The 13,442-nt window shown below is 33.8% G+C and carries 16 protein-coding genes and 1 pseudogene; 6 read left to right on the top strand and 11 right to left on the bottom strand.

Annotated elements, in window-relative coordinates:
- Window positions 1-6: 6 nt before the first annotated feature.
- The 11 genes from MXE27_RS08115 to MXE27_RS08065 form a co-directional block, all read right to left on the bottom strand.
- Window positions 7-705, bottom strand: coding sequence for an anaerobic ribonucleoside-triphosphate reductase activating protein (locus tag MXE27_RS08115; protein ID WP_248611922.1), 699 nt, complete (start codon window positions 703-705; stop codon window positions 7-9).
- A gap of 13 nt (window positions 706-718) precedes the next feature.
- Entirely contained in the window at window positions 719-1,819 is a 1,101-nt protein-coding gene (gene hisC, locus MXE27_RS08110; protein ID WP_248611921.1) for a histidinol-phosphate transaminase, read from the bottom strand.
- Window positions 1,820-1,944: 125 nt separating this feature from the next.
- Window positions 1,945-2,433 (bottom strand): gamma carbonic anhydrase family protein, encoded by a 489-nt coding sequence (locus MXE27_RS08105; protein WP_248611920.1) that lies wholly within the window; start codon window positions 2,431-2,433, stop codon window positions 1,945-1,947.
- Between the two features lie 61 nt (window positions 2,434-2,494).
- Window positions 2,495-3,766 carry a bifunctional sugar-1-phosphate nucleotidylyltransferase/acetyltransferase gene (gene glmU / locus MXE27_RS08100; RefSeq protein ID WP_248611919.1) on the bottom strand — a complete coding sequence of 424 codons (1,272 nt, stop codon included), beginning with the start codon at window positions 3,764-3,766 and terminating at the stop codon, window positions 2,495-2,497.
- 46 nt (window positions 3,767-3,812) lie between these two features.
- Window positions 3,813-5,165, bottom strand: coding sequence for a phosphoglucosamine mutase (gene glmM / locus MXE27_RS08095; protein WP_248611918.1), 1,353 nt, complete (start codon window positions 5,163-5,165; stop codon window positions 3,813-3,815).
- A gap of 54 nt (window positions 5,166-5,219) precedes the next feature.
- Entirely contained in the window at window positions 5,220-6,449 is a 1,230-nt protein-coding gene (locus MXE27_RS08090; RefSeq protein WP_248611917.1) for a 2,3-bisphosphoglycerate-independent phosphoglycerate mutase, read from the bottom strand.
- 20 nt (window positions 6,450-6,469) lie between these two features.
- Complete coding sequence (locus tag MXE27_RS08085) at window positions 6,470-7,147, bottom strand: TIGR00297 family protein (protein ID WP_248611916.1); 678 nt, start codon at window positions 7,145-7,147, stop codon at window positions 6,470-6,472.
- 35 nt (window positions 7,148-7,182) lie between these two features.
- The gene (locus MXE27_RS08080) at window positions 7,183-7,761 is read right to left on the bottom strand and encodes a 30S ribosomal protein S3ae (RefSeq protein ID WP_248611915.1); all 579 of its coding nucleotides are present in this window, start codon (window positions 7,759-7,761) and stop codon (window positions 7,183-7,185) included.
- Window positions 7,762-8,125: 364 nt separating this feature from the next.
- Complete coding sequence (locus MXE27_RS08075; protein ID WP_248611914.1) at window positions 8,126-8,458, bottom strand: NifB/NifX family molybdenum-iron cluster-binding protein; 333 nt, start codon at window positions 8,456-8,458, stop codon at window positions 8,126-8,128.
- Between the two features lie 95 nt (window positions 8,459-8,553).
- Window positions 8,554-9,294 carry a class I SAM-dependent DNA methyltransferase gene (locus MXE27_RS08070; protein ID WP_248611913.1) on the bottom strand — a complete coding sequence of 247 codons (741 nt, stop codon included), beginning with the start codon at window positions 9,292-9,294 and terminating at the stop codon, window positions 8,554-8,556.
- Between the two features lie 59 nt (window positions 9,295-9,353).
- A complete protein-coding gene (locus tag MXE27_RS08065; protein ID WP_248611912.1) occupies window positions 9,354-9,923 on the bottom strand; it encodes a flavodoxin family protein in 570 nt (189 codons plus the stop codon).
- Window positions 9,924-10,297: 374 nt separating this feature from the next.
- Here MXE27_RS08065 and MXE27_RS08060 point away from each other — a divergent pair, with 374 nt between their 5' ends.
- The 6 genes and pseudogenes from MXE27_RS08060 to MXE27_RS08035 form a co-directional block, all read left to right on the top strand.
- Window positions 10,298-10,837: a hypothetical protein gene (locus MXE27_RS08060; protein ID WP_248611911.1), complete on the top strand. Its 540-nt coding sequence runs from the start codon at window positions 10,298-10,300 to the stop codon at window positions 10,835-10,837.
- A 243-nt stretch (window positions 10,838-11,080) separates the two neighbouring features.
- A complete protein-coding gene (locus MXE27_RS08055; protein ID WP_248611910.1) occupies window positions 11,081-11,488 on the top strand; it encodes a DUF2178 domain-containing protein in 408 nt (135 codons plus the stop codon).
- 53 nt (window positions 11,489-11,541) lie between these two features.
- A complete protein-coding gene (locus tag MXE27_RS08050; protein WP_248611909.1) occupies window positions 11,542-11,922 on the top strand; it encodes a DUF2178 domain-containing protein in 381 nt (126 codons plus the stop codon).
- Between the two features lie 7 nt (window positions 11,923-11,929).
- On the top strand, window positions 11,930-12,130 hold the full coding sequence (locus MXE27_RS08045) for a helix-turn-helix transcriptional regulator (protein ID WP_248611908.1): 201 nt from the start codon (window positions 11,930-11,932) through the stop codon (window positions 12,128-12,130).
- Between the two features lie 10 nt (window positions 12,131-12,140).
- The gene (locus tag MXE27_RS08040; RefSeq protein WP_248611907.1) at window positions 12,141-12,926 is read left to right on the top strand and encodes a class I SAM-dependent methyltransferase; all 786 of its coding nucleotides are present in this window, start codon (window positions 12,141-12,143) and stop codon (window positions 12,924-12,926) included.
- 13 nt (window positions 12,927-12,939) lie between these two features.
- A pseudogene (locus MXE27_RS08035) lies at window positions 12,940-13,442 on the top strand (CPBP family glutamic-type intramembrane protease); the annotation flags it as partial.

The following is a 13,442-nucleotide window of genomic DNA, read 5'->3' as shown; positions in this document are numbered from 1 at the left end:
TAATTTTTAGATATTTTCTTCACCAAATTCAGCAGTTTTTACTCTAACTTTTTTTAAAACGGGTTTAACAGCAGCTGCAAGTTTTTTTAATTGGTCTGGTGATGGGCTGGGTGTATCTGCTAAAGCAGGATCAAGAACTACTTTATTTCTAAATTGTTGTAATGTATATAAATCACACTCTATCTCTCTTGAAATCTGTTTAATATCATTGGGAGTTAATAGTCCTGGAACATATGTTGTTTTACATTCTAAAAAAGTTTCAGGAGATTTTAAGGCCACGTTCATGCTTTTCTCTACTTTTTCTCCTATGTCTGATTTAATGATGCGGGGATAACTATCAAAAGGTGCTTTAATATCCAGCCCAACATAATCAACCAGATCAATTATTTCCTTTAATCTTTCAGGATAACATCCATTAGTATCCAGTTTAGTCTCCAGAGATTTAGATTTAGCGTATTTAAGTATTTCCACAACATCTTTTTTCTGCATTAATGGTTCCCCTCCAGTTACCACTATACTGTCTATAAAATCGACTGCATCATCGATTTGTTGAAATAACTCTTCCAAAGTAATTTCATTTCCGCCAACAATTATCTCGGGGTTATGGCAATAGGGGCATCGGAGAGGACAGCCTCCAGTGAAAATTACTAAAGATATGCGCCCTGGAAAATCTAAAGAGGATATGACTGTTCCACCAAATTTCATACTAATTCCTTAGTTATTCTACTAATTTTTTCAAAATATCAATAAATTTTGCATCTTCTTCTAATGTACCTACACTTACTCTGATCCAGTAATCGTCGAGTCCTTTGAATGATTTACAGTCCCTAACAATTACTCCTTTTTCCAAAAGTTTTTGAGCAATTTCAGTCGAATTCATCCCTGTTTTGCGAACATTTACTAATATATAATTGGCTTTAGAGTTAAAAACATTTAATTTTTCTATTTGGGACATTTGATCATATAAAAACTCTCTACTCTCAATGGAGTATTCTTGGGATTTTTTTATGTACTCTGTATCATTTAAGGTGGATAGGGCTGCTACATGGGCAAGTTTAACCAGGCTAAAGACCGGCTTCACGCGGTGCATGTATTCAATTACCTCTGGATCGGCAAGCCCATATCCTATTCTCATACCTGCAAGGCCTAAAACTTTTGAAAAAGTTCTCATAATGAAAAGATTAGGATAATCACTCAAAAGATCCACATTATCCACTAATGAAAACTCGAAATAAGCTTCATCAACCACAACCAGGGCATCAGTAGATTTTAGTATGGTTTTAATGTCTTTTGCACTGATTAAACCACCTGTGGGGTTGTTTGGTGTGCATAAAAACACCAATCTTGTTTTTTCACTTAATGAATTCAGTACAGATTGCACATCAAGTTGATTTTGTTCAACATCCCATTTGGCATAAACTGGTACTGCGCCATGGCTTTGTAAAGTGAATTCATAATACATGTATGAGGGCAATGGAACAATAAATTCACAGCCAGGATCAATGAAAGTTTTTCCCAGAACTTCAATAATTTCATCAGCACCATCTCCTCCAATTATCACCTGCTCTGGAGAAACTCTGGAGTAATTAGCAATAGCTGTTTTCAAATCTTCCAAACCAGATTCGGGATATTGGTGTATGGTGTTTAATTGTTCTTTTATTGCTTTTAAAGCATTAGGGGAGGGCCCTAATGGATTTTCATTGGATCCAAGTTTAATAATTTCATCTTTATTTAAATTATATTCTTTAGCAATTTCATTAATGGATCGACCAGGAATGTAAGGATCCATTTTGTTGATAATTTTTCTTATTTTAACCATATAATCACTTGATAATTAATCAGATTCTTTATAAAATTGAATTAATTAATTTAAGAATTATTGATTAGATATGTAAAAGAGATATTTTAAATTGTTTGTATAAATAATAAAAGTTGTTTAATATATTAAATCAAGCTGTTTTCTGCTAGTTTAACGTATCTTAAAGCGTTATTTTCTATGGATTTAATTTGATCTTCATTTAGTGGCCTAATTAATTTAGCAGGTAATCCCAATATTAAGCTGTTATTTGGAAACTCTTTATTTTCACTTACTAATGCGCCTGCACCTACAATAGAATTTTTTCCAATTCTAGCACCATTGAGTATAGTTGCATTCATGCCGATTAAAACGTTATCCTCAATTTCACAACCATGTAATACTGCGGCATGCCCAACAGAAACGTTTTTCCCTAATTTAACCACATAGCCCTGTGAAGAATGTATTACGCAGTTATCCTGAACATTAGAATTTTTCCCAACAATTATGGAATCTCTATCTCCTCTTAAAACAGCGTTATACCATATAGAAACATTTTCACTTAATTTGACATCCCCTACTATATGGGCTCCTGGAAATATTCTAGCAGTATGGTGAATAAAGGGTTTTTTATTCAATAAATCACCTCTTTTTTAAAATAAGGCGGATTTTAGTTTTATTTTAAAAGAATATTAATGATTAAGGATTATTAATTACCTGATGTTCTTGCACTACCAATACTATTGTATTGGATTCAACATCTCTGTAAATAACTGTTCCGGATCCAATTTTACAGTTGATACCTACATTTACTCCTGGATTAAAACTGGAATTTATGCCTGTCTTGACATTATCTCCAAATACAACTCCTAGCTTTCTTCGTCCAGTATGTACTCTCTCGCCCTTCACTGTCATTTTAATTGCATTGTCATCAAATCTCAGATTGGCGATGTTTGTCCCTGCAGCAATATTACATTGGGCTCCAATAATTGAATCTCCAACATAAGTTAGGTGATTTACGTTAGTACCATCCATAATAATTGAATTTTTTATTTCAACTCCATTTCCTACACTTACATTATTTCCCAATGATGTGTGACCACGTAAATATGTATTTGGTCCAATATCACAGTTTTCACCTATGTGGGCTGGTCCTTGAATGTAGGTACCTGAACGAATGATGCTCCCTTTTCCTAATACAACTGGACCATTAATATTAACTCCTTTTTCTATCTGCCCCTTAATGTCACAATCAATGGTGGAGAGAATCTGTTCATTTATTTCTAGAAGCTCCCATGGCCTCCCAACGTCAATCCATTTCTTATCAGTTTTGATACCAATCACATTTAATCCATCATCCATCTGCATCTGGAGAGAATCTGTTATTTCATATTCCCCTCTGGAAGAGATAGTTGTTTTGTCAATACATGAGAAAATATCGGTATCAAAGATATAAATTCCTGTGTTGATGAGATTGCTGGGCTCTTCACCTTTTTTAGGTTTTTCAACAATTTTAGTTACCCATTGGTCATCCATTTCAACCACACCAAAAGCACTGGGATTTTCTACTTCAGTTAACACCATCATGGATTTAGCATCCCGTTCATGGTACTTATTTATGAGTTCACCTAACAGATTTGGATCAAGAATTATATCGCCATTAAGGACAATGAATGGCCCTTCCAGATGTTCTTTAGCCATTCCGATTGCATGTGCGGTGCCTAATCGTTCTTTTTGAGTCACGTAACTTATATTGACTCCTAAATCAATTCCATCTTTGAAATGTGCTTTAACCATTTCTTCATGATATCCAACAACTATCAATATGTCTTTGATGCCTGCATCACGAAGGGCTTCCACATTGTATTGGACAATAGGTTTTCCACCTACTGGTATCATTGTCTTGGGCCGACTTAAGGTTAGAGGGCGCATACGCGTCCCTTCACCTGCACTTAGAATAACAGCTTTCATGAAATCGCCTGATTAAAATATTATTTAATAATAAGTATTGATGATTTTATTTCATCTCTTTCTTAATAAATTCTGAGGAGATACGGTAAATATCTTGAGCCATTTCTTTTGTTTTCCCTTCCAATGTGATACGTATATATGGCTCAGTACCTGATGGCCTGACCAGCACCCAACTATCATCCTCGAAAGAGATTCTAATGCCATCAATGTTATTCACATTTTGCACTTCTGTAAAATAAGCTTCTAACTCATCCTCTACCTTTTTCATTATTCTTTTTTTGTCCTCATTAGGGCAAGGTAATTTTTCTCTCATAGTTGGATATTCTGGTATGGATGAGAGTAATTCAGATAGGGCTCCTTCTTGTGATACAATTTCTGCCACTCTCAGGGCAGATAATATGCCGTCTGGACACATGCAGAAATCTGGATGTAACCATGTGCCTGATGGCTCTCCACCGAATGCAGCACTATTCTCTACTATGGCTTGGGCTACGTGAACATCTCCCACCTTTGTCCTAATTACTTCTCCTCCTAGGGGTTTTACACACGCATCAATACATAATGATGCATCTACAGTAGTGATTATTTTACCACCTATGTTACGGGATATTAGTGCCAGTAGTTTGTCAAAATCTGCCATATTTCCTTTTTCATCTACAGCCACCATACGGTCTGCATCACCATCATGAGCAATGCCTAAATCTGCACCAGTTATCTGCACGGTTTTCATTAAATCCTGTAGATTAGCTTCATTAGGTTCTACTTTCCGGCCTGGAAAAAACCCATCTACTTGGGAGTTTAAACTTAAAACATCACAGCCTGCTTTTCTTAATATTAATGGGGATAGATGAGCAGCAGCTCCAGAACCACAATCTACAACTACTTTTAAACCCGGTTTAATATTGACTCTTTTTAGAATATCTTCTATATATGTCTGAGTTATATCTTTTACTTGTTGTATTTTTCCAAGATAATGCCATTCTTTTTTTAAATAAGATTTATTATGAATTATAGTTTCTATTTTCCTTTCCTGTTCATAACTATAAGCCATCCCATCTGTATTCCATAGTTTTATCCCATTATCTGTGGAAGGATTATGAGATGCAGTTACCATTACTCCTGCAGAAGCATTGAGCTTAAATGCAGCATAACCAACTAATGGTGTGGGAACCATCCCCATTTGGAGTACATTACATCCAACTTCTAATAACCCTGCACTCAGGGCACTTTCTAACATTTCACTGGATGTTCGGGGGTCATGTCCAATCACAACATTTCCTTTACCACCTAAGTAAGTCGCCAAGGCTTTTCCAACATTAAGTGCTAGTTCACTTGTGATGAGGGTTCCCATTTCTCCTCTGATTCCTGAAGTTCCAAATAAACGTGGCGATTCTTCCATTTTTCCACCCAACGATATTTAATATTTTAGTAATTTATTGGCTATTAAATGAAATTAAGCTCCAAATTTCTCTGATTTATTCATAAGATCCATTAGGATGTTCATTATATCAGAGCCTCTAATACGCCCCAAACCTCCTTTTGCAGCAGATATCTCACTGAATTGTTCAACATCATCTACTCTAATTTCGGGGCCGGTTATTACAAGTGGTACTGGATCTCCGGTGTGATCCATAACAGATATTGGCGTGGAATGATCTGCAGTTAAAATAAAATAAGTTTCTGGGAGGTTTTGTAGTTTTCCAATGACTTCATCTACTTTAGAGATGAAATCTATTTTTTCTCGCAAATTTCCGTCATGCCCTGCTTCGTCTGCACCGTCGATATTAATTAAAATAAATTCGTAATTTTGAGAAGATTCTTTAATGCTTTTAGTTATACTGTCCAAATCGGTATCCACGCCACCGGTAGCCCCTTCAACTTCAATAATATCCATCTTAGCAAGGTTTCCAATGCCCTTTATCAGCCCGGTTTCAGCAATACATGCTGATTTCAGCCCATATTTCTCATTAAATGGTTCAACATCAGGAACAGCACCGGCTCCACGGGGAAGAATTATGTTAGCGGGATTTTCATTGTTTTCAATTCTTTGAATGTTAATGGGATGATCTTTCAATACATCATATGATGTTTCAACCAATTTATTTAAAATAGCAGCTGTTTTTTCAGCCTCTTTTGAGTTATTCAGTGGTTTAACTTTTTTGGGTGGTTTACCTTCACCTTTAGGATCCGCGTCTGAAACTTGATCAGATAAACCTTCTCCCCTAAGTACTAAAACCGCCCGATGTCCTGTGGATTCTTTAAATATAATTTCCACATCTTCAAAACCATCTAATTTTATGGAGTTAATGGATGATGCAATCTGATCAGTTTTTTCTCTTATTCTCCCGGCACGTCTATCTACAATTAAACCAGTTTCATCGGCAGTGGAAAAATTACATCTAAATGCAATATCTCCTGCCATGACTTCTACTCCAACACCTGCGGCCTCAAAAGGTCCTCTACCAGTGTAAACTTGATATGGGTTGTAACCTAAAATTGATATGTGGGATGTATCGCTTCCAGCTCTTATTCCTGGTTTAATAGGATCCATAATTCCATTTATACCGTTTTTTGCCATTTTGTCCATATTTGGAGTTTTAGCTGCTTCTAATGGGGTTTGATAGTCAATTTCTTTCAAGGGACGATCTGCCATCCCGTCAATTATCATTATTATCCCTTTCATTTTATCAACTCGATATGGTGTTAAACAAGTATTATTCCTATAAATGCTCCAGTAAGCGTGGCCAGTAGATTCACATGCTCATTGCTAAGATAGTTTCGTCTTTCTAAAACAGCACCTAGTATGCTATCCATAAAACAACCTACAGTACCTGAAATAACTGCAATCTTCAGGGAAATTAAAGGGTCTGGATAAATCCCCAATAGGTATGCAAAAACTCCAATTGCTCCTGCACCTATAATCCCGGCGGCAGTTCCAACAATAGATATTCCACCATCTGTTCCTGGAGAAACTTTTTTTAAGTTAGTTATAAGTCGAGGTGTTTTTACTACGCCAACTTCACTTGCCAGTGTATCCGCAGTGGCAGTTGCCACAGAACCAATAAAACCACCTACAAATCCATCGTAATAACCAAAAGCAGCCATTACAAAAGGAACTATTCCATTGGAAATAACATTTTTTGCACTTCGCTTTCCTTCATAAACACCGATTTCTTTTTTGTAGTCGTGTTCATATTTAGTAAATGCGAAACCCAAAATAAGAAAAATTAAAATTAAAAGGAGCCAGTTGAAACCGGCTGAAAATATGATTATGACACCCATTGCAACCATGAAAAGTGATCCTAATAAATCAAGAGCTCCTCGAAAGTAAGTTAAGAGGCCCATGACCAGACAGAGGATCACATATTCCCAGTTTAACATTTATGGTCCCAGTTCATATTTTTTTAAATTAGTATTTATTCTAAGACTTTAGTCTTAATGATTTCCACTCGTTTGAGAGGATAAATCTTTTTGGCTTTGTGATAAACCTCGGAAGCTACTTTTCCAGTAACAACTCCTTCTATCAGTTCAGTGAAACTTTTCTCAGCAGCCAAATTTTTCACAAGTTCCTGTATAGTTTCTCTCATGAATTTCTGCTGGGAAGATTTCGCTCTTCTAGTGGTTATAGCCAATACATGAACCTTCATTTTGTTTCCGTCGTTAGTTTCCACAATGACTGGAGCATCAATTCTACTGGTTCCTCTTCGGATCATGCTTCTGACATAATCGGTGGTTACTTGATGTCCAATAAATTTAGTGTGAGCAGTATTTCCAGCTACATCACTAACTTGGAATTTTAATTTCACGTATTGTTTGGAGAAGTCACCTGTTAATTCTCTCATAGTGGCTTCTACTCTTCTTTTTAAGAGGAAATTAGGGTCCCGGGATGGAGTAGATCCAATTTCGTTTTCTCCAAATGCTTTAGGACTAGTAATCTTGTACCAAGTTTTTTCTTTCCATGTGTCGCGTACTCTTCTTCGTCTCGCTTTAGCCATATTATCACCTATCTGTGAAATAGTAAATAGAATTATTAAAATTCTTATTAAATTTTTAAAACCTTATTTAAAATACTAATCTGAATCATCTTGAGCACTTTAATTATAAGTCTCATTATGATTAATAAAGTTATGTAACTGTATTTTAATAGATTTCACGGGTAATTTTACTTAAAATAAACCCACTAAAAATCATGATTATTGTTAATTTTACATAAAGTATACATGTAAATTAATATGCCAATAATTATAGAATTAATTTTTAATTAGAAACCCGCCCTAAGGGTAGCATAAGTTTTTTTATTTCTACTATTTAAAACTGTGGTTATTGTAGAAACAAATTGATGAAAATACTTAATATAAATTAGAACAGAGGTTTTTTCATAAACTTATAATGCTTAACATATCTTTTTAAAACATTTTCTACAGAACCCCTGTCTTCTACTAATTTTAACCCGGCTTTTTCTATACCGAATTTACCATTCATTCCGACTTGAACACAGATTACCACATCACAATCTTTAATGGCTGCTAATGACTTTTGCCATTGGTGTTGTTGGTTGGGGTCGATAGAAACCTCTCTTGTTTCTATGAAATTTGTTTTATCTCCATCAAACTCATATATAAGAAATCTATAGGCTTTTCCAAAATGTAAATCAACATCTTTATTATTTGATGATGCTAAAGCGATTTTCATAATAGCTACTCCCGGGGGCTTTTTTGATTTTCAACTATTAAAATATATGCTCTTATAATTATATTGAATTTGTTTTAAAATAGGTTTAAATAATTTTAATGTTTTAAACCCACAAAAACAGGTCTTCCTTCAGACTTCACGTCCCACACTTTAGAAGTAAATTCATCATAAACTACGGTCTTAAATCCGATATCTTCCATTAATTCCAGAACTTTTCCAGTTTCAAATATTCCTAATTCATGTTGATCTATGCTAAAGTCCATTTTCCCATTTTTTTTCACTAAGAATACGAAACTTGCATTAAAAACACCGTTTTCTAAATGGGATTGTCCAATTCTAGCTAATTCTAAATCTTTTTCCACCACAGTATCTACACTAACCCTACCTTCTACCCAATTTTCTCGATTTAGTCCCAGGTCAAATATTAGCAGACCTCCACTTTCTAAAGTCATGTAAAAATTTCGCAGTGTTTTTTCAAGTTCATCCTCATTGGTATTGTAATTAATGGCAGAGAACATACAGATAATTGCATCAAAAATTTTTTCCAAATCCATGTTTTTCATATCGCCCTGAATGAATTCTAATTCCGGAACTTTTTCTTTGGCAATTTTAAGCATCTCATGGTTTAGGTCTAGGCCTAAAACTTCAAAATTGTTTTTTAAAAGTAAAGCGTGATTTCCAGTTCCACAAGCAACATCTAACATGGTTTTCCCAGAACTTGTGCTATGTTCATTCACAGCCCATTCAATGAACTCTACTTCTCGATGGTAATCCTTTTTTGCGTATATTTTATCATAATATTCAGCAAATTGGCTGTACAAATGTTCTTCTTTCATTTAAATCCCTAATTTTCTATTAAATCTAATCCACTACCAGTAGATGGGGCATGTTTTATTTAATCATTTATTTTCTTTATTAATGTGGCAATATTTTCCCCAAATCTTTGAATAGTTTCCATTCCTTCTTCATCTTTTTCTACTTCGCCGGGAGCCCAACCAAATACCATATTCCAGTATGTGGAACCGGGAACAATCATGTCATTAATGAAGAAAAACATCAGCATTTCTTGAATGGCTGCAGTGTGGCCTCCTCGGCGGGCTACAGCTACAGGCCCTCCTACTTTCCAGCTTAAAAAGTTATCTGTGGCACGTGATACCATACCAATCCGCTGCAAAGCAGACATCAAATCTCCTCTAGCAGTACCAAAGTAAACGGGAGTCCCAATAATAAACCCTTCAGATTCTTTTATTTTATCTATAATTTCATTCAATCCATCGTCCTGTACGCATTTTCCTTTTTTAGCACAGTGCATACAAGCAATACATGAATTGATTTTCATTTTTCTCAAAGAAATTATTTCATTTTCAAGGCCGTTTTCCTTTATTTTTTCGGCGCATTTTTCTAACACTTGTAATGTATTGCTCTTTTTTCTTGGGCTGGCACATAACATAAGAACTTTTTGCATTAATACTCCCCCTATCATTATATTTTAAGTGCATTGTTTAGTCAGTTATTACATTTTAGTAATTCCATAAACAAATAACTATCCAAAAATGGGTTTTTAAACAAAAACTTCAAAATCATGCTTTTTATTGAAAAAAATTATCTTTATTTTAAAATTTTTTTAAATAATAGAAACATTTATAAGATAACAAAAACCAATTTTATATAACGAAATTATATTGAAATATATGAATAGAATTGGAATAATATTGCATATTTTTTTGCACTTTCTGAATTTTGAATTCATTTATTAATATAAAAAAATTTTTATTTGGAGATGATTTTTTCCCATCTAACATAACAGGATATATTCCTATAATCTCTACGGTTCTTGGAGTGAGTATAGGAATTGTGTCCGGTGAAATAAGTAACTTAAGAAGAGATAAAAGAAAAAAAAGAAGAAAAATTAATTCAACCAGAACATTGATTTCTATTGAAAATGAACGAAATATAGAATCACTTAAAGATTTCTGGTATAAATTGAATAGATTTGAAGATGAAAAAACTGAAAACGGAGATTTAAAGATAGATCTCGCGCATCGTCTGATTAAAATGCCAAAACCTTCATGGAATAATGATATGTGGAGTAAACAGGCTTCTTTTTTACCAATAACATTCGACGATCGAGAAATAATCGCTATTTCATCTTTACATGATGGATTAGATAGCCTTAAATCTATTTACTTAAAATTAATGGATCTGGATACTAAAGATAGGGAATATAATAGCGCCTATGCTTCAAGTGGTGTAAGTTTATCATCAATACATAGTTCTAATCGTTTCAAAGAAGAAGCACCTTTTTTATGGGATGAATTTGAAGAGATTACTTTGGAATTGATTGAAAAGGGAAATCCATTAAATAAAAATAAAGGTTAATATCACTTAATTATTTATTTTACGGGCATTTGATCTCATTTGCAGATAATAATTGTCCCGTTTTAACTTTTTCATTAAAATTTTATTTTTTGCTGTTTAAAAGTTAATTTTGAGCATTTTGTAGTTTTTTTTTGAGTGCATGCTACTTCGAAAATTTTAGTCAATACACCTTAACATTTAGTAAACTTTATATTACATAATGTAAAGTATAGTTAACATAATGAGTTTGTTAGGTGAATTGATATGGATCTTAAAAATCAGGGATTAATTTTAAAAATAGTTTCAGTCTTTGTAACCGGATTATGGGTGGCTGGATTGATTATAGGGAATATTTATCTAGTTTTGATTGCAATTTTAATAATTATCATTGAAATTCCATTTATATACCTTAAAAAAGACCATATGAAAGAAATGTTTCAAAATGAGGATAAAATCGTAGAAGATGAAAGGACCCAATTAATTAATGAAAAAGCATCTACCATGACGCTGGGGATTTTTATAGCCACATTACTATATGTTGCCATAATTATTTTAGCCCTTAGAAATAACTTCCCTGAGTGGACGCTAGTGGGCTACTCTTTAATTTGTTTTTCAGTGTTATGTTTAGCTATTTATTCAATTTCAAGATTTTATTATAGTAGAAAATATTGAAAATGCAAGTCTGAGTTAGTCACCAGCATAATCAAGTTAAGAGGTCACAAACAATGAATAAAAAAAATATGCAACTTTTCAGGGTATTGCTTATAATTTTCGTGGCGGCTGCCGTGGGATGGGCTATCCCCATGGGGAATCTTGTTTTAGCATTCGTATTCATTCTTTTAGGAGTAATTTTATCATATGTTCTGAGAAAGATGGTTGTTGATGTTACAGAAGATGAAAGAACCTATGTGGTAGCAGGAAAAGCCGCTAGAATGGCAATGCTAACATTTTTAACCATAATCACTTTAGGTGGAATTTCTCTTTTAGCTTTAAAAGGGTATTTTCCAGAATATAAGCAAGCAGGATTAACCATGGTAAATGCTTCTTGCTTATTAATATTACTTTACACCGGATTTTTTGTTTATTTTAATAGAATGCATGGGTAATGGTAAAATGGAAAATAAATTGAAAGTTTTCAGGGCAATGAAAGATCTAACCCAAGAAGACTTAGCCAAAGAATTGGGAGTTACTCGTCAGACTGTGATCGCCATAGAGAAAGATAAGTATGATCCGTCACTCAATTTAGCTTTTAAGATGGCTAAATTTTTTGATGTGAATATTGAGGATATTTTTGTTTATAATGAAAATGATTAATGGTGTTTTTATGTACAAATGGGATGCTGAAGATTATAGGAAAAGTTCATCTAACCAAGAAAGGTGGGCTAAAGAATTAATGGAACTTCTAAAACTAAAAGGTAGTGAACAGGTTCTGGATATTGGATGTGGTGATGGGAGAATAACTGCTAAAATAGCAGCTAAAGTTCCAGAGGGTAATGTGGTGGGTATTGATAATTCTGAGGACATGATTAAATTAGCTCAGAAAACTTTTTCGCCTGAAGAATATGTTAACTTAAAATTTAGGCATATTGATGCCCGATTCTTGGATTTTAATAATGAATTTGAAGTAATATTTTCCAATGCAGCCCTTCACTGGGTGAAAGATCAAAGTTCTGTTTTAAATGGGATACAAAAAGCTCTAAAAACTAAAGGAAAGATTATTCTACAAATGGCAGGTAAGGGCAATGCTCAAGAAATCATTGATGTGTTATTTGAGTTAATAAAACTTGAAAAATGGGAAAATTATTTTCATAATCTTGAATTTCCCTATGGATTCTTTAATGCAGAGGAATACTCCGCCATGTTAAAAAATGCTGGTTTAAAACCGATTAATGTACAATTAATTCCAAAAATCATGTTTCATTCAAATATAGATGAATTAAAAGGATGGATTAGGACTACATGGCTCCCTTACACGCATAAAGTTCCTCAAGAACTTCAAGAAGAGTTTATAACTCAAATTGCAATGTCATATCTTGAAAAACATCCTCCTACTTCTCAAAAAGTGGAAATCAAGATGGTTAGGTTAGAAGTAGAAGCTGAAAAAGAATAAAGTATGGGATATGATGGTTGATAATATATTATCTGCGCTAAAATTACCAAAACATAAATTTAATTATATTGGGGTCTATTTTTTAAAAATAATTTTAGCTCTAATCATCATCCAGCTAATCCGTGCCAGCATAATGTTAGGTCTATGGTGGGGGATAAAAGAGGATAATTTAATATTATTCCAAGCTTTAAATGGACTGACATTTGTACTGGTGGGGATGGGACTGTTAATGCACTTTAAACCATCATTAAATGATCTAAGTTTAAACTGGGATGACATGCAATTACGGTCAAAACTAATTTATTTAGTTTTGGGGATTTTTTTGTTTGTGATTATAATATTGCCCTTCAGATGGGACAATTCTTTAGATTTAGGAATCATGGGATTAGTATTTGGTCTTATTGTCCCTGTATTTGAGGAACTGCTTTTCAGAGGATACCTCTGGATTAAAGTTCAAAACAAGTTAGATGCATGTGAAATTAGAAGAAGTGGATTTTTAACTTTAATTATAATCAC

The sequence above is a fragment of the Methanobacterium alcaliphilum genome (assembly GCF_023227715.1).
GTDB classification, from domain to species: Archaea; Methanobacteriota; Methanobacteria; order Methanobacteriales; family Methanobacteriaceae; genus Methanobacterium_E; species Methanobacterium_E alcaliphilum.
Note: the sequence above shows the minus strand (reverse complement) of the source record. Positions and strands in the feature narration are given on the sequence as shown.